Genomic DNA, 19295 nt, shown 5'->3' with positions numbered 1-19295 from the left:
GATTTACCGCCCCTTGCGACCGCCTTTGTATTTCGGCTTCTGTCCCGCGAAACCCTGCGTCGAGCGTCCTGCCGGACGCTCGCGGTAGTTCAGAGGGATTTCGCGGTCCGTGCCTGGGCCCATCTCGTCGAGGCCGGGCTTGCGGATGCGGGTGCCTTCGTCCGAGCGGCCCTTTCCGAGCGGCCCGTAAGCGTCGGAATCCTCGTCTCCCTCGCTCGCGCCCTCCGCCGAGGCGGGAAGGCCCTTCGGTGGCAGGTTGGCGTTGCGTCCGTATTTTCGCGATCCACCGTACTTGCCTGCTTCCTTCTCCACATCGGCCTGACGCGCCATGGGATCGTCGCTGATGGCGAGTTCCGTGGCCTGCAGGCGCTTGAGTTCGTCGCGCAGGCGCGCGGCCTCTTCGAACTCCAGGTTCGCGGCGGCTTCGCGCATGCGCTTTTCCATGTCCGCGATGACGGCCTTGAGGTTGTGACCGACGGTCCTGTCGGCGAGGCCCGTATCGACGGAGACGTGATCGCGCTCGTAGACGCTCTCGAGAATATCCGCAATGTTCTTCTTCACGCTCTGCGGCGTGATGCCGTGCTCGGCGTTGTAGGCGAGCTGCTTCTCGCGGCGTCGGTTGGTCTCGGCGATCGCGCGCTCCATGGAGCCGGTAATCTTGTCGGCGTAGAGGATCGCCTTGCCCTCCACGTTACGCGCCGCGCGGCCGATGGTCTGCACCAGCGAGGTCTCCGAGCGCAGGAAGCCTTCCTTGTCCGCATCGAGAATGGCGACGAGCGCGCATTCCGGAATGTCGAGGCCCTCGCGCAGCAGGTTGATGCCGATCAGCACGTCGAAGGCGCCAAGCCGCAGATCGCGGATGATCTCGATGCGCTCCAGCGTGTCGATGTCGGAGTGCATGTAGCGCACGCGAATGCCGTTCTCGTGCATGTATTCCGTCAGGTCCTCGGCCATGCGCTTGGTGAGCGTGGTGACGAGCGTGCGGTAACCTTGCGCAGACAGTTCCTTCACCTCGTGCACGAGATCGTCCACCTGAGAACGTGCCGGGCGGATCTCGACGATGGGGTCCACAAGACCTGTCGGGCGGATGACCTGTTCTACGAACACGCCGCCGGTCTGCTCCATCTCCCACTTGGCGGGCGTCGCCGACACATGAATCGATTGCGGGCGCATCGCGTCCCATTCCTCGAAGCGCAAGGGGCGGTTATCGAGGCACGAGGGGAGACGGAAGCCATATTCGGCCAGCGTCGCCTTGCGGCGGAAGTCGCCGCGATACATCCCGCCGATCTGCGGCACGGTCACGTGGCTCTCGTCAGTGAAGACGAGCGCGTTGTCGGGCAGGTACTCGAACAGGGTCGGCGGCGGCTCGCCGGGCTTGCGGCCCGTGAGATAGCGCGAATAGTTCTCGATGCCGTTGCACACGCCGGTCGCTTCGATCATCTCGAGATCGAACTGCGTGCGCTGCTCGAGCCGCTGCGCTTCGAGCAGGCGGCCCATGCGGGCGAGTTCCTGCAGCCGGTGCTGCAACTCGTCCTGAATGCCCTTCACGGCCTGCTGCAAGGTCGGACGCGGCGTAACATAGTGCGAGTTCGCGTAGACCTTCACGAATTGCAGATCGTTGGTCTTCTTGCCGGTCAGCGGATCGAACTCGACGATGCTCTCGATCTCATCGCCGAAGAGGCCGATGCGCCAGGCGCGGTCTTCCAAGTGCGCCGGGAAAAGTTCGATCACATCGCCGCGCACGCGGAACGTGCCGCGGGCGAAATCGCTCTGGATGCGCTTGTACTGCAAGGCCACGAGATCCGCGATGAGCTGGCGCTGCTCGATCTTCTCGCCGACCTTCACGGAGAAGGTCATGGCGGTATAGGTTTCCACCGAACCGATACCGTAGATGCACGACACCGAGGCCACGATGATCACGTCATCGCGTTCGAGCAGGGCGCGCGTCGCAGAGTGGCGCATGCGGTCGATCTGCTCGTTGATGGAGCTTTCCTTCTCGATGAAGGTGTCCGAGCGCGGCACATAGGCTTCGGGCTGGTAATAGTCGTAATACGAGACGAAGTATTCCACCGCGTTGTCGGGGAAGAACGACTTGAACTCGCCGTAGAGCTGCGCGGCCAGCGTCTTGTTCGGCGCGAGGATGAGGGCGGGGCGTTGCGTCTCCTCGATCACCTTGGCCATGGTGAAGGTCTTGCCCGAGCCGGTGACGCCGAGCAGCACCTGGTCGCGCTCCTGGCGGCGCACGCCGTCCACCAGTTCGCGGATCGCGTTGGGCTGGTCGCCGGAGGGCGTGAAATCGGATTTGATCTTGAACGGGATACCACCTTCCGACTTCTCGGGGCGGGGCGGGCGGTGCGGCACCCAGGCTTTGCCGTTCTTGAAGCGCGGGTCGCCTTCGGTCAGCAGTTTCGAGAGCGCATCGACGGTGGCCGAGAAGCCCGATCCCGATCCCATGTCGCCCAACTCGTTCGCCACGTCCGGCCCGTCGTCGGGGCCCTTCAGGCCGAGCTTCTTGGCCAGCGCCGGATCGACATCCGTGATGTCGCCATGGATGAAGGTTTCCTGCGCGCGCTCTGCGAAACCTTCAGCCGCCTCCCGCTCCCGGTTGACGGCGGGATTGAGGAGTTCAGCCAGGTGCGGGGCCAGAGGCTTCAGATCAGGCTTGGACGCTTTCCCAGTGGAAAGCTTGGGCTTTTTGGGTGATTTGGCCATAGAACGAATATGGTACGAACTGCCGACGAATGGAAGGGTGTGGATGGACGCAAGGAGATATCTTTACGGCGAGGCTCGGCAACCATAACGTGCATCGTTCCTTGAAGAAGCCTTCCATGAAATCCTTGAAAGACGACCTCCCAAAATTCGATGCCCTCATGCTACCGACCATCCAAGCACTGAAAGCTCTTGGTGGTTCCGCTTCGAATGAGGAACTGGTTGATCACGTTGCAGATAAGCTCAAGTTATCCGAAGAGTTGCGTAACATTCCCTCTGGCAAAGGCTCTCGTTCAGAGCTTGCTTATCGCATGGCTTGGGCGCGCACCTACCTAAAAGGACACGGGGCAGTTGATAATTCAGAGCGTGGTGTTTGGAGCTTGACCGATAAAGGTGAGAGTATCACGGAAACGGATATAGAAGCTATCAAACGCAACGTTCGAATGGCGAACTATGAAGCTCGGAAGTCAGGAGCAACTGCAAAGCCTGCTAGTGATGAAGCTGAAGTATTCTTATGGAATGAGCGGTTGTTGGAAACCGTTCAATCTATTCCGCCTGACGCGTTCGAACGTTTGTGCCAGCGCATCTTGCGTGAATCCGGCTTTACACGTGTGGATATTACTGGAAAGTCCGGAGATGGCGGCATCGACGGCATCGGCGTCCTTCGGATGCATCTAGTATCATTCCATGTGCTTTTCCAATGTAAGCGCTGGAAGGGTTCCGTAGGCTCTAATGTAGTGCGCGATTTTCGCGGTGCTATGGTTGGGCGCGCCGACAAGGGACTCATCATTACAACGGGCACTTTTACATCGGAGGCACGCCGCGAAGCGGCACGCGATGGCGCTCCAGCTATCGACCTTGTAGATGGCGAGAGCCTGTGCGCCTTGCTCAAGGATTTGAAGCTGGGCGTTAAGGTGCGGCTTGTCGAGGAGGTCGAGATCGAAGAGGCATTCTTCCGCTCAATCTAATCTTTTCTTAAGCCGAGTGTTTTTCCACCTTCCTTCCGGTGCCCCTCAACGATTTCGCCAGCGGCACCGCGACAAAGTGGATGAGCGGAATCAGGATGGCGCCGAGGACGAGCCCGAAGAGGCCGGAGGCAGCCGCCGTGACGAGCCACTCCACAGCGCCGCTGAAGGAGGGAGGGACCGCATGAGCGGCGGCTGCGGCCACATCGTGGATGGCGTGGCCCAGCCCGGCGAGGCCATAGCCTTCCAGTCCGTGAATGATGATGCCGCCGCCAACCCAGACCATCGCGGCGGTTCCCACGATTCCGAGCAGCTTGAGCATGACCGGCATGCTCTTCACGAGGCCGCGCCCGATGAGCTTCGTCACAGGCGCCAGGAGCCTGTCGGTGTGCAGGGCCGCGCCTGCTCCGTTGCGCCTGAACAGAGATGAGACGGGCCTGTCGGCGGTTGCAAGCGTGACGCCCATGTCGTCGGCTTTCACGATCAGCGCTACGCCGCCATACACCAGCGCCGTGATACCGATGCCGACGACCGCGAGAACGAGCGCCTGCGTCCAGAACGAGGCGGTCGGCACGGTGCCGAGGGTGATCGCCATGATCTCGGCGGAGAGGATGAAGTCGGTCTTGATGGCCCCGTTCACCTTCTCGTCCTCGAGGCTCTTGGCGGTCTGCATCGCGGCCCCGACCTCGGCCTCATGCTCATGGGCCTTATGGGGGAAGAGGGCCTCGAACACCTTCTCCGACCCCTCATAGCAGAGATAGAGGCCGCCGATCATGAGCAGCGGCGTGATGGCCCACGGAGCCACGAGGCTCAGCAGCAGCGCCGCCGGCAACAGGTAGATGAGCTTGTTCTTGAGGGAGCCCCAGGCAATCTTGCCGACGATCGGCAGCTCGCGGGCGGCCGCGAACCCCACGACATAGCGCGGCGTGACGGCCGCATCGTCGATCACCACGCCCGCCGCCTTCGCGCCCGCCTTGGCGGCCTGCGCCGTCACGTCATCCAGTGAGGCCGCGGCGACCTTGGCCAAGCCAACGATGTCGTCCAGCAGGGCGATCAGGCCGATGCTCATGAGGGCTCCTGTCGAAGGGCGTTCGGATAGAAGGCGGCGATCCGGGAGATCCTAAACGGCTTCTCCCGGTTTCGATAACGTCCGAGGCGCGATTTCGGTGCAGCCCGGCATCGTCATCCCCCATTTCTTGCGTTGGGGATCCACCAGCTTACGCGCCAATCCTTTCAAGCATTTGGGCGCGCATGTCCTTTCCGTCGACGGTCTTCTCAACCATGAGGAACAGCCCTTGGCCTGCTGCCAGTCTTTCCCAAAGCCGTCCGACGGTGCGCTTCTCGTTGGTTTCAGCGTTGCCCTCGCCCGCGAGATGCGCCCCCTTGTACTCAACCACAAAGAGACGTCCGTCATTCAGAAGGGCGACGAGGTCGGGATAAAACCTGCCTGAGGCCAAAGGCAGCCAGAAAGCATCCGGATGCCGCGCTACGTTGCGGACCCAGTATTGAACAGCGGGCAGGCTGTCCAAGGCTTGGGCGCATTGAAGCTCTTCACCCTGTTGATCGTCCCCGTCGAAGGCCGGTACGTTGTCAGGGCCCAAGAAATGCTTGCTGGGCCGCCAGCGTCCACGATAGCGCCGCTGATCGCCAAAGATGCCGCCCTTGAAGACGAAGCCGTGATCGAAAGAAACGCAGGTCTTGGCTTCGGGGGCGATGAGATAGTGCTGATAAGCCTTTTCCTGCTCGACGCGACGGATGGAAGCAATCGCTGCCTTGAGCGTATTGGCGAGGATGAACTTTGAGCGCATTAGTGTTGCGATGGGAATATTCCGGACGCCTGTGAGGTGCCCGATGCAATCGCGCACCCAGCGCAGAAGCTCGGAGGGGTGAAGATCCGGCTGGCGCAATTGCCGCTCGAGCCAGATGGCGAGGTTCTCCGGCGTCCAGCCCTCGACGTCGATGTCGAGGGAAGGCTGTCGTTCCTCCTGCATGAAGCGGTAGATGACCTCGCGCCCATCGACATCGATCTCGAAGCTCTGAGCATTCTCGCGGATCGAAAATGCCGCCTCGCTGAGCTTGGATGAATGATCGAGGAGAGACCACTTATGGTGTTCCATGAGTGTTTCGGGCTCGACGAACACGAACTCGCCCTGAACTTCGCTCATGAGGCGCGGAACGATGAATTTCTTGCCTTGCTCTGCGGGGGAGAGAAGCGGCAGAATATGCGCCTTATAGGCTCGCGCCGCTTCAGAAAAACCCGGACGCTCAGGCTCTGGCACGGCCTCGGTCAGAATTTGCTCGATGTCCGGCGGGATATATCCCGTAACGACGATCTCGACTTTTCCCTCGTCGATTTCGTTCAGCGACACGCCCTGAACCACAGCGTCCTTCATGGTGGCGTAGAGTGCAGGGGAGGCGGTGACGCTATACTTGAAAATCGGTTTGGGCTGCTCGCGCGGAGCAAAAAGCCCCGTCTCATCGAAATGCCCTTGCGCGACTTCGATCATCTCAGGGGCCTCGTCCTCGAAGCCCATGGCGACGAGCTTGTCCACGAGAGCGTTGGCGGCGAGGCTGAAGGTGGGCTCAGAGATGTGGGCATAGGCCTTATTGAGATCGGGCATCTTGCGGCGCTTGGCGTAGGGCATGCGCAGCACGCGTCCGAGAAGCTGCTCGACGGCAATCGCGCTTTGAATGCGCGCCACGGAGCAGAACACATAGGCGAAGGAGCAGTCCCAGCCTTCCTTCAACGCTTCCACAGTGATGACGTATTCGATTCTACACTGCGGGTCGAACAGGTTGATCCCATCCAACTCGCGCTGGTCGCCCGTGGCGATGGCGATGCGGTCCTCGGGGATCTGCTCCACGTCGATCAGGTGCTGCTTCAACCGTTCGACCGTGACCTCCCGGTCTTTCGGCTGTGCCTGGAACAGCACGATGGGGCGAAGGTATTCCGCTTCATCCTTCGCGCTCTCCGCCAGCTTGGCGCGGGTCGCAATCGCGCCGTTCACCGCCCCCTGCCAATCCTGATGCTCTGCCAGCACGATCGGCAGCTTGATCATCTCCTCATCTTTCAACTCGTGCGCGGTCACACTATGCAGGATGTTGGAATTGAAGCGCGGTGTCGCCGTGAATTCGATGATGGCGCAGGGGTTCACCCGGGTCTGCATGTCGCGCGAAAGGTTCGTGACGGCGTTGTGCGCTTCGTCGACGATCATCAGCGGGCGGTGGATGTGCAGGAGGTTCGCAAAGGAGAACTTGATGCCGCCGCTCTCCAACTTCTCCATCTCCGGCGCATGGGGCGAGAGACCGGAGAAATGCGGCTCCATATTCTCGTTGTGGGCATAGACGTTGCGGCCTTCGGTGTTGCTCACGCGAAGGGTCTGGATGGTGCCCACAACGATGCAGAGATTGTCGCGAATGTCGTGCGGGCGGATATGCGTAAAATCCGCGATGTCGAACACGCGCACGCGGCCATCGAACGCCTCGTCAAGCACCTGTCGATAGGGGTGGCGCGGGTTCTTGAGTGCTTCCGCCGTTTGCAGGCGAATGGTGTTGGATGGCACGAGCCAGAGGGCGAAGGGATAGTCCTTTTCGATCCAGGCATCGCGCGCGACCGCGATGGCATGAGCGCCGAGAATGGTCTTGCCGCCGCCGGTCGGCAGGCGAAGGCAGACGTAAGGCGTGTCGGGCAGCGCCTCCAGCGCCTTGTAATCGCCGCGGTAGCGCCCGATGCGCTTGGCTTGGGCGGGTTCGCTGGTGATCGTATCGTAGGCGTTGCGCGGACCTGCCAGACGCGCCTCTTCGAGGAAACGGCGCAGGGTGGCGAGGGTGTCGGACTGATACTGCTTGAGCTTCATGGAGAAAGCCTCAACGCCGCGCTCTCACATCGTAGGGCGTTTGCTTGAAGGTGATGTTCTCTCGCGCCAGCGTGGTCGGCCCGAGGCGGGATTGCTCGCCATAGATCGTGAGCGGACCGTCGAAGGTTGGCGCTTTCTTCGCGGCCGCCTCGCGGATGATCTGAAGCGTCGAGCGCGTCAGCACGTTGCCGCCGTCGGGACGCCTGTCGCCGAGAATGCCGTTGTAGAGCAGGGCATAGCCCTTGCCGTCGTGATGCCCGAGGAAAGGCGACTTGCCTTTACCCTTCCAGGGTGCGTTCGTCTCGCTGAACCACACATGCGCGGCAAGCGTCGGGAAGCGGATGTCCTCGCGCACATGCCCGTCCTCGTCGAAGACCGGCGGCCCGAGACGATAGAAGCGGAAGCCGCCGCCCCCCTGCCAGTTGACGCTTTTCGAAATGCCGCCCTGCTCGCCTTCGATCACCTTCTGCAGGCGCGGCGCGCAATGGGTGACGGCGTGATCGCCCATCTCGATGCCGATATAGTGGCGGCCCATCTTGTGCGCGACGGCAGCGGTGGTGCCAGAGCCGAGGAAGGAGTCGAGAACGAGCTCACCGGGATTGGTGGCGATGTGGAGGATGCGTTGGATAAGGCGTTCGGGTTTTGGAGTATCAAACGTATTAGATGCTCCAAACAAGGCGATGATTTCTTTTTTCGATTCCTGTGTGTGTCCAACTTCCGAGTTCGACCACCAAGACCAAGTTGCCTGACCTTCCCTTTCCTTAAGATAGGTCTTCTTTCTAGGCATCCCGCGACCATCGCGCCCAAACCACATGCGACCTTCTTTTAACAGGCGAAAATACTCGGATTCTATGGTAACCCAGCATCGTCCTTCTGGCGGATAATACTCAGCTCCACCAGGAGTTACGATCTTGTACATCTGGTTCTTCCGAAACCCTTGTGCAGAGAAGTTTGATGATGATGTCCACGGGCCTCGTGGATCGTTATCTGGGTTTTGGAATTCGGCGATCTGGTCCTCGCGCAAAGGGATTTTGTTTGCCGTTGCCTTGAATGCTTCCAGATTTTTTGAGTAGACGACAATGTAATCGTGGGCCGCACCTAAAATGGCTCGTGAATCTGGACCAATGCGCTTCTGCCAAACTATAGTAGAGGTAAAATTCTTCCGCCCGAATACCTCATCCATGATCACCTTGAGGTAATGCACCTCGTTGTCATCGATGGACACCCAGATCGAGCCGTCTTCCGCCAGCAGGTCGCGCAGCAATTCGAGGCGCGGCCACATCATGGCGAGCCATTTCGAATGTTCGAGATTGTCGTCGTAATGCTCGAAGGCGGAGCGGGTGTTGTAGGGCGGGTCGATATAGATGCACTTCACGCGGCCCGCATAGAACGGCAGCAGGGCCTTCAGCGCGTCCAGGTTGTCGCCGTGGATCAGCATGTTCGCGGCATCGGGATCGCCGCAGCTCAGCGCGGATTCCTCCTGCAGCAAGCGGTAGGGAACGCTCCGAACTGCGCGGGTGTCCTCATCCCGCGTCAACCATTGCAGGATCGGCATGGCTCAAAGAGCCTTGGCCAGGTTCAGGAACGGACGACGATCAGCCGCGAATGCTTCGGCAGCACGCAAGCAAAGGGGAGAGGGAAGCATCGGCCACTAACATACTAAGATTAATTTCATTGCATGTTATATCGATTCGCTACTAAGAGACAATGAGCTGCCAGCCTCGGAGATCTTCCGGATCGTCCGCGTTCGACTTTACTTAGCGGTAGTTTCGCTCGCTCGACTCTACGAAAAGCCTGCTCAGGCCGCCTTAAGGCTTTACTGCCCTCAGCGAAAACGCCAGCGGGATCGGCACCGCGCCGTCCGGCAGGCGGAACATGCCGCTTTCGGCGGGCACCATCATCGGGAAGAGCTTGTAGGGCAGGCGCTCGTGCTCGTTCAGGGCCTCCAGACGCAGGCCTGCTTCGAGAAGTCCGCCGATGATGTCGGAGAGCGGGTGGATCCAGTTGTAATCCTTGATGGCTTCCTTGTGAGCGTCGCCCGTATAGGATTTCGTTTCCTCGAAGACGTCCGGTTTTTCCATGGGCGTGCGCCAGCCATAGGTCGGCTCGAGGCGGCCGTCACGCTCGTCGAGCACCTGCGCAGAAGGGTGAGAGTCGAGGAAGTAGAACGTGCCGCCCGGGGCCAGCATGTCCGAGACCACTTCCGCCCAGCGCTTCACATCGGGCAGCCAGCAGATCGTGCCCCAGGACGAGAATACCATGTCGAAGCTGCCCTCGATGGCATCGCGAGCGTCATAGACATCAGCTTCCACGAAGGTGGCCTGGAGATTGGCTTTCCTCGCAAGATCGCGTGCGCCCTCGATGGCGACAGGCGAGAAATCCAGGCCCGTGACGGTGGCTCCGCGACGGGCGAGGGAGAGCGTGTCCAAGCCGAAATGGCATTGCAGATGCAAAAGGCGCTTGCCCTTCACGTCGCCGATTTCGGAAGCCTCGATGGGGAGGAAGGTTGTCCTCGCCTGCGAGGAAGCCATCCACGTTGTAAAAGCCGGTGGCGTCGCGGATGTGCAGAGCGGCCCGGTTGTTCCAGTTCGACAGATTGGCCTGCTGCCAGGACGATCCCATGAGCCCGCTCCGAAGTAACCCTGTTTCCCAGGGCTTCGTTGCTTAGGGCAATCGTATGGGCTTGTAAAACGGGCGATGGAAATGCAGGGAAGGCTCAGGCGGTGAAGACCGTCGGGCCTTTCAAATAAATCTCGACGCGATCAAGCTCGACCTTGGTGTCGGGAGCCTTGTCTTGGCAGGCTTGGGGCACGACAGGTGCGCCCTGATGCTGTGGCAGGGACGGACCACGCATCTCGTCGTTGACGATCCGCAGACCTTTCTTCCGCACATCTTCCTCAGGGCTATCTTCAGGATTGCGCGCGTTCATGGCGTCCTCCTTCAGCGAACAGGGAAGTGTTTGCTCGATCCGTGTCGCAAATAGGGCACCGTTACCGTGTCGAAGACGTTTTGAAGAAGTCTTTGCGGCCTCGCTGAACCTTGCTGCACCTCAGGTGCAGCTGCGGCCCAGGGCGTTGAGCCCCTCGTCGAGAAGATCGGCGAGGTTCGGGATGCCGATGAGCCAGTCGGCGGTCGATACGGCGTTTGCCTCTTCGCGCTCGCGGGCAAGACGCACGGCATCGCCCCATTCCTCCGGCTCCATGTCGCCGCGGCCGATATAGACCAGGGCGATCAGATCGGCGCGCTCGTCATCGTTGAGGCCGGCGATTACATCGCGCAGTTCGTCCTCGGTGGCATCGTCCGGTGAAGCGGTGAGGGCATCGATCGCGCCGTCGTCGATGGGGTTCGAGCCCGAGGCTGGATCCGTCGGCCCTTCTTTCACGTCAATGGCCCTGGCCCGGAGAATGAGTTCGCAGACCTTGTCGAGCGCGATATCCATCGAAATCCTCTTGAGACAATCTTTGCTGAATTCTGTGACTGGAAAACCCCCGAGACGGCTTTCGGTTCGGTGAAGGCCAAGCTTTCATTTTACGCATGGGCTCAGAGACAGGCTAAAAGGGTGCGGAGGCGCACGCCCTCGTCGGCATGGCCTTGTCACGGCATTACGAATACTATTTCATCATCGAGAAGGCGCATCCCCAGGGAGAGAGATGTGAAGTACAGAGCATACGGCTTGGGAATGTTTCTCGCCTCGATGATGTTAGCGGTCGGGCTGCCGGGGATGGCCTTGGCCCAGTCCGGCAGGCTCGCTCCATCGCAGCCGGGCACGGATGTCTACATTCTCTCCTTCGGCCTGTGGGGACCCCAAAGCGTCTTCGAGAGCGAGGCGAAGGGCGCGGCTCGCGTGCTCGGCACGAGCCTGAAAACCAAGAACCGCACCATCGTCGCCTACAATACCAAGCGCACCGCCGGCGCAACGCCGCAAACGATCCGCAAGGCGGTTCAATCCGTCAATCAAGTCATCGATGCCGATGACGTGCTGGTGTTCTTTCTGACATCGCACGGCAGCACGGACGGCGCTGCCATCGTCGCGAAGGACGATCATATGATGATGACGCCCGACAATGTGCAGCGCCTCCTGCAGGAAAGCGGAGCGCGGTATCGCATCCTGATCGTCTCGGCCTGCTATTCGGGCGTTTTCGCGAAGCTCGCGGATGAGCGCACGCTCGTCATCACGGCGGCCGCAGCCGACAGATCGTCGTTCGGTTGCCGCGATGGCGCGACCTGGACCTATTTCGGCGACGCATTCTTCAACAAGGCCATGCGTGGTGAAAGCCGTCTCGATGTGGCTTTCGAAAAAGCTCGGGCGCTCGTCACCCAGCGCGAGCGGCGCGAAGGCTTCGATCCGTCCAATCCGCAGATTGCAGGCGGCTCTCAAGTGCTCGCGCGCCTTGGCGAGCGTGACACGGCTTCCGCTCAGGCAGCCTGCCGGACCCCGCGGGGGAATGCCCGCTTGGTCTGCTGATGTCGCACCGGATGGCAGTCGCTTGACACTTCACGGCAAAGGAATAGGGCAGGGAGCCAAAGCCTCTCACCCACCTTCGTAAATCCTCATGAATCCTCAAACAGCGCCTATCCTTCTGCTGATCGCGTCGAACGTCTTCATGACTTTCGCCTGGTACGGCCACCTGAAGTTCAAGACGTCGCCGCTCTGGCTGGCGGTCATGGCCTCCTGGGGGATCGCCTTCGTCGAGTACTGGTTCGCGGTTCCCGCCAACCGCATCGGCTCTGCCGTCTATTCCGCCGCCGAGCTGAAGACCATTCAGGAGGTCATCACGCTGGTGGTCTTCGCAGGCTTCTCGGTGCTCTACCTGAAGGAGTCTCTGGGCTGGAACCACCTGATCGGTTTCGCCCTGATCGCAGCGGGTGCTGCGTTCATCTTTCAGGGGCGATGAGCGGCGGCCATGACCTTCCTCATCTATGCCGTCGCAGCCTTGGCTGAGATCGCAGGATGCTTTTCGTTCTGGGCGTGGCTGCGCCTGGGCAAATCGCCGTTGTGGCTCGTACCCGGCCTGGGCTCGCTGGCGCTCTTTGCGTATCTTCTGACGCTTGCTCCGAGCGATGCCGCCGGGCGGGCCTATGCGGCCTATGGCGGCATCTACATCATCGCTTCGATCCTGTGGCTCTGGATCGTCGAAGATGCGCGGCCCGACCGATGGGATCTGGCAGGCGGCGCGGTTTGTCTTGCGGGCGCGGCCCTGATCCTCTTCGGGCCGCGCGCCTGAGTTCGATTATGTCGCAGGCTTCATGCGAAGGATGCGGCCCTGCCGGGAATCCGTGAGAATGTAGATCAGGCCGTCCGGGCCCTGGCGCACATCGCGGATGCGCTCGCCGAGATTCTGCAGCATGCGCTCTTCGCCGGTCACCTTGTTGCCGCTGGTCTCGAGACGCGAGACGAGCTTCCCGGCAAGCGCGCCGACGAGAATGCTGCCGCGCCAAGCCGGAAACTTGTCGCCTGTGTAGAAAGCCATGCCGGAAGGCGCGATGGACGGATCCCAGAAATAAACCGGCTGCTCCATTCCGGGTTTCTGCGAGCCTTCGCCGATTTTCTGACCGGAGTAATGCACGCCGTATGAGATGACGGGCCAGCCGTAGTTCTTGCCCTTTTGCGGAATGTTGACCTCGTCGCCGCCGCGCGCACCGTGCTCCACGATCCAGAGCTCGCCGGAGGTCGGGTTAAGAGCCGCCGACTGAACATTCCGATGGCCATACGACCAGATCTCCGGGCGCGCATCCTCCCGGTTGAGGAAAGGGTTTCCTGGCGCTGCTCCGCCGGTTGGATTGATGCGGACGATCTTGCCGATATGGTTGCCGATGTTCTGTGCCTGATCGCGCAGATCGTTGCGCTCGCCGAGAGTCACGAAAAGGCTGCCATCCCGGGCAAAAACCAGCCGCGATCCGAAGTGGTGAGTGCCCGCATAGGACGGTTCCTGGCGGAAAATGACTTCTGTGCCCTCAAGCGAGGTCCCATCCTGGCTGAGGCGGCCGCGGGCCACGCTCGTGCCGTTGCGGCCCTCGCCGCGATCCTCGGCGAAGCTCAGATACACAAGGCGGCTCTGCGCGAAGTTGGGGTCGAGCACCACATCGAGAAGCCCGCCTTGGCCACGCGCGGAGATGCGGGGAAGTCCTTTGATCGGCTCGGAGAGCTTGCCGTCCACGTCCACGATGCGCAGGCGCCCCGGGCGCTCGGTCACCAGCATGCGGTTATCGGGGAGGAAGGCAAGGCTCCAGGGGTTCTGAAGATCGCGGGCGACCGTCTCGACGATCACCTCGACCTTGTCGGTGCGAAGACGCTGCGTGTCCTGCGCCAGGGCGGCTGGGGCGGCGGCAAGAACAAGGGCACAGGCAAGGGCAAGGCGAAGTCTGGACATGAACGCTCTCCGTCAATCTCGAGGTCGAAGAGCTAACCTCCCGGCATGAGGCGTCAACCTCACGGCCGTTCACTCACGTGTTACCGGATGGAATAGAGGTGGATAGGGCTCGTGTCGCGCGCCGACAGGGTTTGGGTAGTGGCGAGAACAGAGAGGGTGGCAAGTCCCATCAACATGATCAGGGCCAGTGAGCAGCGGCTTTGCTGGAGAAGATCGACCCTGTGGGTGCGGGGTGTAACGCGACGTCTGGAGGGCAGGGTCTTCATGGCTCTTTCCCCTGAGGGTAAGTTGGCTTTGGAGAAAAAACCCATTCAATACACGAAGGTTCCAAACTCTGCTGAGATCATACTTTTGGAGATCTTAACGAGTGGGCGCGTTAACCATTCGTTAACTATTATTAACGCGAATGAGACTTGGATCATGAAGTAGTGCGCGAAGCAAAAAAATGGCCGGGGCTGAGCCCGGCCATCCGTTGAAAAGAGCCTCACGTCGCTCATTCTGCTCCGATATTGGCAGCCTTGATGATCTCGGCCCAGGTCTGGATCTCCTTTTCCAGATAAGGTTTGAAGGCCTCGGGATCGCGCACGTTCAAAGTAAAGCCAAGCTTCGTGATGCGTTCCTTCACATCGGGCTTGTTGAGGATCGCGATGATCGTGCCCGAGAGCTTGTCGAGAATGGGCTTGGGCGTGTTCATGGGGGCGAAGAAGGCCGCCCAGGATTCCGCGTCCGCATTGGTGATGCCCTGTTCGCGCAGCGTCGGCACGTCGGGTGCAAGCGGGTTGCGCTGCGGGCTCGCCAAGCCGATGGCGCGCATTTGACCCGCCTGGAACTGGGACAGAACGCTCGGCAGGGTGGAGTTCGACACGTCGATGCGACCTGCCATGAGCTCCGTCACGAGAGGGGCCGCGCCGCGGAAGGGCACATGGGTCATTTTGATGCCCGTGCGCGTCATGAAGAGTTCCGTCGCCAGATGAGAGCCCGATCCGGCGCCGGTGGAGCCGTAATTGAGCTTGCCGGGATCCTTCTTGGCGAGTTCGACGAGTTCGGGAATGGTTTTCACGGGCAGGTCGTTCTTGACGACGAAGACGTGCTCGAAGGCGCCTGCGCCGGCAAGCGGCGCGAAATCCTTCACTGCGTCGTAGCCTGGGTCCTTCAGCAGGAACATGTTGTTCCCGTGCGTCTGATTGTTGCCGAAGACGATGGTGTAGCCATCGGGTTCGGCCCTGGCGACGGCCCGGGTGCCGACCGCGCCGGAAGCGCCGGCCAGATTCTCCACGATCACGTTCTGCCCGAGATCCTTGCCCATCTCTTCCGCCACGATGCGGGCGATCACGTCCGTCGGGCCGCCGGCGGGATAGGGGACCACCATCTTGATCACACGGCTGGGATAGGTCTGCGCGACGGCAGCATGAGAGAGCAGGGCTGCTCCGGCGAACAGGCCGAGGGCCATGCGGCGGGTGAGGGCGAGGGTCATGAAAAGCGTCTCCTGAAAATCCCGCTTGAGCAGGGCTGTTTCGCTTGCTTGGACAGCTTGAGCGGATTAGGGTCCGCCCCCGTCACATTCCCTTCCTAACGTCCCGACCGGAGGTTTCCCATGGGCTTTTTGTCTGATGCCCTTTCGCGTGTTAAGCCGTCTGCCACGATCGTCATCACGCAGAAAGCGCGCGATCTGAAAGCCCAGGGCCGGGACGTCATCAGCCTTTCCGTCGGCGAGCCGGACTTCGACACCCCCGACAACATCAAGGAAGCGGCCATCGCGGCCATCCGTCGCGGCGAGACCAAGTACACCCCCGTCTCCGGCATCGTGCCGCTTCGCGAGGCTATTTCCCGCAAGTTCAAGCGCGAGAACGGCCTGGACTACAAGCCCTCGCAGACCATCGTCTCTACCGGCGGCAAGCACGTGATCTACAACGCGCTTCTCGCCACCCTGAACCCTGGTGACGAAGTCATCATCCCGGCTCCGTACTGGGTGTCGTACCCTGAGATGGTCGTGATCTGCGGCGGCAAGCCCGTGTTCGTGGATTGCACGATGGAGCATAACTTCAAGCTCCAGGCAGCTGACCTCGATCGCGCCATCACGCCCAAGACCAAGTGGATCATCCTCAACTCGCCGTCGAACCCGACGGGCGCAGCCTATTCGCGCGCCGAGATGAAGGCGATCACCGATGTGCTGATGCGCCATCCGCATGTGTGGGTGCTCACCGACGACATGTACGAGCATCTGACCTACGGCGATTTCGAGTTCGTAACGCCCGCCCAGGTCGAGCCGAACCTCTACGAGCGTACGCTCACCATGAACGGCGTCTCCAAGTCCTATGCCATGACAGGCTGGCGCATCGGCTATGCCGGTGGCCCTGAGCACCTCATCAAGGCAATGGATTTCGTCCAGGGACAGCAGACCTCCGGCACCAGCGCGATCTCTCAATGGGCCGCTGTCGAAGCTCTCGATGGCCCGCAGGATCATCTGCCGCGCTTCAAGAAGGCCTTCGAGGAGCGCCGCGACCTCGTGGTCTCCATGCTCAACCAGTCGAAGTACCTGAAGTGCCCGATGCCGGAAGGCGCGTTCTACGTCTACCCGTCCTGCGCCGAGGCCATCGGCAAGACCGCGCCGTCAGGCAAGGTCATCAAGACGGACGAGGACTTCGTGTCCGAGCTGCTCGAGGTCGAGGGTGTCGCCGCCGTGCACGGCTCGTCCTTCGGTCTGGGCCCCAATTTCCGCATCTCCTACGCCACCTCGAATGCGCTGCTGGAAGATGCCTGCAACCGCATTCAGCGGTTCTGCGGATCGCTCCGTTGATGAATAACCTGCCTCGGACGTTCCATCCGGATCCCGAGGCAGAGCCCTATAGGGTCGATCAGCAATCCGCATACCGGGTGAAGTCGGACTTCAGGGTCGACTTCACCAATGGCGGGTATGTGGAAGCGAAAGACTTCATCCTCGACATCGAGGGCGATAATGTCGCGCCTTCGCGTCTGGCCGAGATGATCGTCTCCTCCATGAACCTGCTCAGAGCGGGTCCGGTGACGATCTTCGCCATGGAAATTGTGCGCCGCGGCGATCATTGGGATTCAGCTCCGGCTCACCTGCGGAGCACCTGAAAAACGACGGCCAGGCGAAAGCTTGGCCGTTTTGCTTTGCGCAAAAGACCCCTTGCCAACTTCTCCCGACAGGCAGAGCATCCCCCTTTAAGCGGCCATGAAGAGCGCGCTGACGGGGGCAGGGAGGAGACTACCATGGCACCCACCGGCAGAGGACCTGCGGGCCCGCGATGCATTGCTATCGTTGGCCCATTCCAGAGCGGCAAGACCACTCTCCTTGAAGCGATTCTGGAGCGTACAAGCGCGATTTCACGCGCGGGCCGCGTGACCAATGGCGACAGTGTCGGCGATGCGAGCGCGGAAGCTCGCGCTCACGGCATGAGCATCGAGCCCAATGTCGCCACCGTCGAATTCCTCGGCGAGACGATGACTTTCATCGACTGCCCCGGCTCCACGGAGTTTCTGCACGAGATGCGCAGCATCACGCCGGTCTGCGATGCCGCGATCGTCGTATGCGAGTCGGATGAGCGTAAGATCCCTGCGCTTGAAGTCATTCTGCGAGAGCTGGAGGAGGCGGACATTCCACGCTTCCTCTTCATCAACAAGATCGACACGGCCACGCAGCGCGTGCGCGAGACTCTCAGTCTTCTTCAGCAGGCGTCGCGCACGCCGCTGCTGCTGCGCCAGATCCCGCTTTGGAAGGATGGCATCGCGATCGGCTTCATCGATCTCGCATTGGAGCGCGCCTTCATCTATCGCGAGCATGCGCCCAGCGAGATCGTCGAAATGCCCGATGGAGAGAGCCTGCGTGAGCGCGAAGCGCGTTTTGCCATGCTCGAAAAGCTCGCTGATTACGATGACGAGTTGATGGAAGAGCTGATTTCCGAGATCGAGCCGCCGCGCGATCGCATCTTCGACGATCTCTCGAAGGAACTGCGAGAAAGGCATGTGGTGCCCGCTCTCATCGGCTCCGCCGAACGCGGCAACGGCGTCACGAGGCTTCTGAAGGCGCTTCGCCATGAGGCGCCGACCCTTTCCGAAACCCGCACCCGACTGGGTATTCCGGAAGACGGCGCTCCGCTCGCGCATGTGATGAAAACTTTGCACATGGGCCAGGGTGGTAAGCTTTCCGTCGCACGGGTGATGCGCGGGACGTTCCGCGAAGGTGACACGGTCGTGGGCTCCCGTGGTGCGGAAGGCCGTATCGGCTCCCTGCTCACGATCATGGGCGGCAACACCGCGCGTCGCAATGAGGCCAATGCAGGCGATACGGTCGGCTTCGGCCGCCTCGAGGGCATTGCAACGGGTGACAGCTTCGCATCAGGCAAGACGCGCCCGGACACCATTGTTTCCTCCGCGCCTCCGGAGCCCGTCTATGCGGTGGCTTTGAAGGTAAAAGACCGCAAGGACGATGTGCGTCTCTCGAGCGCGTTGACGAAGATCACCGAGGAGGATCCATCCCTCGTAGTGGAAGCCCGGCCAGAGATGGGTGAGATCCGCCTGCTTGGGCAGGGCGAGATGCACCTGCGCGTCACCGTCGAGAAACTCGCCTCACGCTTCCAGGTCGGCGTCGACATCACCAAGCCGCGCGTGGCCTATTGCGAGACGATCAAGCTGCCGGCCTCGGCTCGCGGGCGTCATCGCAAGCAGACAGGCGGTCATGGCCAATACGGCGACGTGATGATCGAGATCAAGCCGCTGCCGCGAGGGGAGGGCTTCGCCTTCGAGGATCGCATTACGGGCGGAGTCGTGCCGCGCCAGTACATCCCATCCGTGGAAACCGGCGTACGGGACGCACTGAGGAACGGCCCGTTAGGCTTCCCCGTCGTCGATCTCGCCGTGAGCCTGACCGATGGCTCCTATCACACCGTGGATTCGTCTGATGCAGCTTTCCAGGCGGCGGCAAAGCTCGCCCTGGCCGAGGCCTTGCCAAAGGCCAAGCCGGTCCTCCTGGAGCCCATTCTCTCAGTCGAGATCACCATCCCGACCGAAGCCCTGTCGAAGGCGACCAGCCTCGTGACTGCAAGGCGTGGGCAGATCCTCGGCTATGACGGTCGGCCCGGATGGACCGGATGGGAGGTGTTGAGCGCCACCATTCCGGAATCGGAGATCGGTGATCTGATTGTCGAGTTACGTTCAGTCACCGCCGGCGTCGGCACCTTCTCGACGCGGTTCGACCATATGGCCGAGCTGAGTGGAAAGCCGGCAGACATGGTGCTGCACAAGGCACATTAAGACCGGACGATGGGCGTTCCCAGGCGTTTTTGGAGCGCCCATCGACAAATTCCGCCTTCCGCGCCAATCTAACCTTCACCGGAGATCACGTCTCCTCTGAAGTAAACTCGCCCTGGAGC

At 61.1% G+C, this 19295-nt stretch carries 17 protein-coding genes; 7 read left to right on the top strand and 10 right to left on the bottom strand.

Translation table 11 applies throughout. From position 1 onward, the window contains the following. Positions 1-3 precede the first annotated feature (3 nt). A complete protein-coding gene (gene uvrB, locus BLP10_RS19885) occupies positions 4-2712 on the bottom strand; it encodes an excinuclease ABC subunit UvrB (RefSeq protein WP_091138614.1) in 2709 nt (902 codons plus the stop codon). A 116-nt stretch (positions 2713-2828) separates the two neighbouring features. On the opposite strand from uvrB, the gene BLP10_RS19880 reads away from it, so the two are divergent. Continuing rightward, a complete protein-coding gene (locus tag BLP10_RS19880; RefSeq protein ID WP_091138611.1) occupies positions 2829-3677 on the top strand; it encodes a restriction endonuclease in 849 nt (282 codons plus the stop codon). A 7-nt stretch (positions 3678-3684) separates the two neighbouring features. On the opposite strand, the gene BLP10_RS19875 is transcribed toward BLP10_RS19880, so the two are convergent. From BLP10_RS19875 to BLP10_RS19850, 6 genes are all read right to left on the bottom strand, one after another. Then, on the bottom strand, positions 3685-4743 hold the full coding sequence (locus BLP10_RS19875) for a DUF808 domain-containing protein (protein ID WP_091138609.1): 1059 nt from the start codon (positions 4741-4743) through the stop codon (positions 3685-3687). 148 nt (positions 4744-4891) lie between these two features. Then, positions 4892-7531, bottom strand: coding sequence for a DEAD/DEAH box helicase (locus BLP10_RS19870; protein WP_091138607.1), 2640 nt, complete (start codon positions 7529-7531; stop codon positions 4892-4894). Positions 7532-7541: 10 nt separating this feature from the next. Beyond that, a complete protein-coding gene (locus BLP10_RS19865; RefSeq protein WP_244510722.1) occupies positions 7542-8969 on the bottom strand; it encodes a site-specific DNA-methyltransferase in 1428 nt (475 codons plus the stop codon). A 370-nt stretch (positions 8970-9339) separates the two neighbouring features. Next, positions 9340-10062, bottom strand: coding sequence for a class I SAM-dependent methyltransferase (locus BLP10_RS19860; protein WP_244510721.1), 723 nt, complete (start codon positions 10060-10062; stop codon positions 9340-9342). 185 nt (positions 10063-10247) lie between these two features. Beyond that, positions 10248-10460, bottom strand: coding sequence for a hypothetical protein (locus BLP10_RS19855; RefSeq protein WP_091138602.1), 213 nt, complete (start codon positions 10458-10460; stop codon positions 10248-10250). 120 nt (positions 10461-10580) lie between these two features. After that, positions 10581-10970 (bottom strand): DUF3775 domain-containing protein, encoded by a 390-nt coding sequence (locus BLP10_RS19850; protein ID WP_091138599.1) that lies wholly within the window; start codon positions 10968-10970, stop codon positions 10581-10583. A 213-nt stretch (positions 10971-11183) separates the two neighbouring features. Between BLP10_RS19850 and BLP10_RS19845 the strand changes: the two genes are divergently transcribed. From BLP10_RS19845 to BLP10_RS19835, 3 genes are all read left to right on the top strand, one after another. Continuing rightward, complete coding sequence (locus tag BLP10_RS19845; protein ID WP_244510719.1) at positions 11184-11996, top strand: C13 family peptidase; 813 nt, start codon at positions 11184-11186, stop codon at positions 11994-11996. A gap of 88 nt (positions 11997-12084) precedes the next feature. Next, positions 12085-12426: a DMT family protein gene (locus BLP10_RS19840; protein ID WP_091138593.1), complete on the top strand. Its 342-nt coding sequence runs from the start codon at positions 12085-12087 to the stop codon at positions 12424-12426. A gap of 9 nt (positions 12427-12435) precedes the next feature. Next, the gene (locus BLP10_RS19835; protein ID WP_091138590.1) at positions 12436-12756 is read left to right on the top strand and encodes a YnfA family protein; all 321 of its coding nucleotides are present in this window, start codon (positions 12436-12438) and stop codon (positions 12754-12756) included. A gap of 6 nt (positions 12757-12762) precedes the next feature. On the opposite strand, the gene BLP10_RS19830 is transcribed toward BLP10_RS19835, so the two are convergent. The 3 genes from BLP10_RS19830 to BLP10_RS19820 all read right to left on the bottom strand — a co-directional run bounded on the left by BLP10_RS19830 (position 12763) and on the right by BLP10_RS19820 (position 15376). Beyond that, positions 12763-13902, bottom strand: a complete 1140-nt coding sequence (locus BLP10_RS19830; RefSeq protein WP_091138588.1) for a PQQ-dependent sugar dehydrogenase — start codon at positions 13900-13902, stop codon at positions 12763-12765. Positions 13903-13982: 80 nt separating this feature from the next. Then, positions 13983-14168, bottom strand: a complete 186-nt coding sequence (locus BLP10_RS23410) for a hypothetical protein (RefSeq protein WP_091138585.1) — start codon at positions 14166-14168, stop codon at positions 13983-13985. Between the two features lie 227 nt (positions 14169-14395). Beyond that, a complete protein-coding gene (locus BLP10_RS19820; RefSeq protein ID WP_091138582.1) occupies positions 14396-15376 on the bottom strand; it encodes a Bug family tripartite tricarboxylate transporter substrate binding protein in 981 nt (326 codons plus the stop codon). A gap of 120 nt (positions 15377-15496) precedes the next feature. Between BLP10_RS19820 and BLP10_RS19815 the strand changes: the two genes are divergently transcribed. The 3 genes from BLP10_RS19815 (at position 15497) to BLP10_RS19805 (ending at position 19176) form a co-directional block, all read left to right on the top strand. Then, positions 15497-16699, top strand: coding sequence for a pyridoxal phosphate-dependent aminotransferase (locus BLP10_RS19815; RefSeq protein ID WP_091138581.1), 1203 nt, complete (start codon positions 15497-15499; stop codon positions 16697-16699). Beyond that, positions 16699-17001 (top strand): hypothetical protein, encoded by a 303-nt coding sequence (locus BLP10_RS19810; protein WP_091138577.1) that lies wholly within the window; start codon positions 16699-16701, stop codon positions 16999-17001. The genes BLP10_RS19815 and BLP10_RS19810 overlap by 1 nt, the downstream gene beginning before the upstream one ends. Positions 17002-17136: 135 nt before the next feature. Beyond that, positions 17137-19176 carry an elongation factor G gene (locus BLP10_RS19805; RefSeq protein WP_091138576.1) on the top strand — a complete coding sequence of 680 codons (2040 nt, stop codon included), beginning with the start codon at positions 17137-17139 and terminating at the stop codon, positions 19174-19176. The last annotated feature ends 119 nt before the right edge of the window (positions 19177-19295 follow it).

The sequence above is a fragment of the Microvirga guangxiensis genome (assembly GCF_900102135.1).
Taxonomy (GTDB): domain Bacteria; phylum Pseudomonadota; class Alphaproteobacteria; order Rhizobiales; family Beijerinckiaceae; genus Microvirga; species Microvirga guangxiensis.
Note: the sequence above shows the minus strand (reverse complement) of the source record. Positions and strands in the feature narration are given on the sequence as shown.

Coding starts and splice junctions, on each gene's coding strand:
- uvrB (WP_091138614.1), bottom strand. CDS start 2,712: ATGGCCAAATCACCCAAAAAGCCCAAGCTTTCCACTGGGAAAGCGTCC.
- BLP10_RS19880 (WP_091138611.1), top strand. CDS start 2,829: ATGAAATCCTTGAAAGACGACCTCCCAAAATTCGATGCCCTCATGCTA.
- BLP10_RS19875 (WP_091138609.1), bottom strand. CDS start 4,743: ATGAGCATCGGCCTGATCGCCCTGCTGGACGACATCGTTGGCTTGGCC.
- BLP10_RS19870 (WP_091138607.1), bottom strand. CDS start 7,531: ATGAAGCTCAAGCAGTATCAGTCCGACACCCTCGCCACCCTGCGCCGT.
- BLP10_RS19865 (WP_244510722.1), bottom strand. CDS start 8,969: ATGCTGATCCACGGCGACAACCTGGACGCGCTGAAGGCCCTGCTGCCG.
- BLP10_RS19860 (WP_244510721.1), bottom strand. CDS start 10,062: ATGGCTTCCTCGCAGGCGAGGACAACCTTCCTCCCCATCGAGGCTTCC.
- BLP10_RS19855 (WP_091138602.1), bottom strand. CDS start 10,460: ATGAACGCGCGCAATCCTGAAGATAGCCCTGAGGAAGATGTGCGGAAG.
- BLP10_RS19850 (WP_091138599.1), bottom strand. CDS start 10,970: ATGGATATCGCGCTCGACAAGGTCTGCGAACTCATTCTCCGGGCCAGG.
- BLP10_RS19840 (WP_091138593.1), top strand. CDS start 12,085: ATGAATCCTCAAACAGCGCCTATCCTTCTGCTGATCGCGTCGAACGTC.
- BLP10_RS19835 (WP_091138590.1), top strand. CDS start 12,436: ATGACCTTCCTCATCTATGCCGTCGCAGCCTTGGCTGAGATCGCAGGA.
- BLP10_RS19830 (WP_091138588.1), bottom strand. CDS start 13,902: ATGTCCAGACTTCGCCTTGCCCTTGCCTGTGCCCTTGTTCTTGCCGCC.
- BLP10_RS23410 (WP_091138585.1), bottom strand. CDS start 14,168: ATGAAGACCCTGCCCTCCAGACGTCGCGTTACACCCCGCACCCACAGG.
- BLP10_RS19820 (WP_091138582.1), bottom strand. CDS start 15,376: ATGACCCTCGCCCTCACCCGCCGCATGGCCCTCGGCCTGTTCGCCGGA.
- BLP10_RS19815 (WP_091138581.1), top strand. CDS start 15,497: ATGGGCTTTTTGTCTGATGCCCTTTCGCGTGTTAAGCCGTCTGCCACG.
- BLP10_RS19810 (WP_091138577.1), top strand. CDS start 16,699: ATGAATAACCTGCCTCGGACGTTCCATCCGGATCCCGAGGCAGAGCCC.
- BLP10_RS19805 (WP_091138576.1), top strand. CDS start 17,137: ATGGCACCCACCGGCAGAGGACCTGCGGGCCCGCGATGCATTGCTATC.